Raw genomic sequence first — 1,186 nt, 5'->3', positions numbered from 1 at the left:
ATTACGCTACGATAGTTGCTACAACACCAGCACCTACAGTACGACCACCTTCACGGATAGCAAAACGAAGACCTTCATCCATCGCGATTGGTGCGATTAGAGTTACTGTCATCTTGATGTTATCACCAGGCATTACCATTTCTACGCCATCTGGTAACTGTACGTCACCTGTTACGTCAGTTGTACGGAAGTAGAACTGTGGACGGTAACCTTTGAAGAATGGAGTATGACGACCACCTTCATCTTTCGAAAGCACGTATACTTCTGAAGTGAATGTAGTATGTGGGTTGATTGAACCAGGCTTAGCTAGTACTTGACCACGTTCAACGTCTTCACGTTTAGTACCACGTAGAAGTGCGCCGATGTTTTCGCCAGCACGACCTTCGTCTAGAAGCTTACGGAACATTTCAACACCAGTACAAGTAGAACGAGTTGTATCATTGATACCAACAATTTCTACTTCGTCATTGATGCGGATGATACCAGCTTCAACACGACCAGTTACAACTGTACCACGACCCTGGATTGAGAAAACGTCTTCGATAGGCATGATGAATGGCTTATCGATGTCACGCTCTGGCTCTGGGATGTAAGAATCAAGTGCATTTGCAAGCTCAACAATCTTATCTTCCCACTCTTTCTCGCCTTCTAACGCTTTAAGCGCAGAACCCGCGATTAGAGGTAAGTCATCACCTGGGAAATCGTATTCTGAAAGAAGTTCACGAACTTCCATTTCTACTAGTTCAAGTAGCTCTTCGTCATCTACCATGTCACATTTGTTCATGAACACGATGATGTAAGGAACGCCAACTTGACGAGAAAGAAGGATGTGCTCACGCGTTTGTGGCATAGGGCCATCAGTCGCAGCAACTACTAAGATCGCGCCGTCCATTTGAGCAGCACCAGTGATCATGTTTTTAACATAATCGGCGTGACCAGGACAATCTACGTGTGCGTAGTGACGTGAAGGAGTATCGTATTCAACGTGAGACGTTGAAATAGTGATACCACGTTCGCGCTCTTCTGGAGCGTTGTCGATTGATGCGAAATCTTTAGCAACACCGCCGTATACTTTTGCAAGTACGTTAGTGATTGCTGCAGTTAGTGTAGTTTTACCGTGGTCAACGTGGCCGATTGTACCAACGTTTACGTGCGGTTTTACGCGTTCAAACTTTTCTTTTGCCAT

1 protein-coding gene is annotated in these 1,186 nt (G+C 45.3%); it reads right to left on the bottom strand.

Translation table 11 applies throughout. The features are described from left to right. Position 1 precedes the first annotated feature (1 nt). A complete protein-coding gene (tuf, locus tag GQR39_RS19995; RefSeq protein WP_008133488.1) occupies positions 2-1,186 on the bottom strand; it encodes an elongation factor Tu in 1,185 nt (394 codons plus the stop codon).

Source organism: Pseudoalteromonas sp. C8, from assembly GCF_011378685.1.
GTDB classification, from domain to species: Bacteria; Pseudomonadota; Gammaproteobacteria; order Enterobacterales; family Alteromonadaceae; genus Pseudoalteromonas; species Pseudoalteromonas arctica.
Note: the sequence above shows the minus strand (reverse complement) of the source record. Positions and strands in the feature narration are given on the sequence as shown.

Excerpts from the sequence above, each read along its gene's own strand:
- tuf (WP_008133488.1), bottom strand. The coding sequence starts at position 1,186 with ATGGCAAAAGAAAAGTTTGAACGCGTAAAACCGCACGTAAACGTTGGT.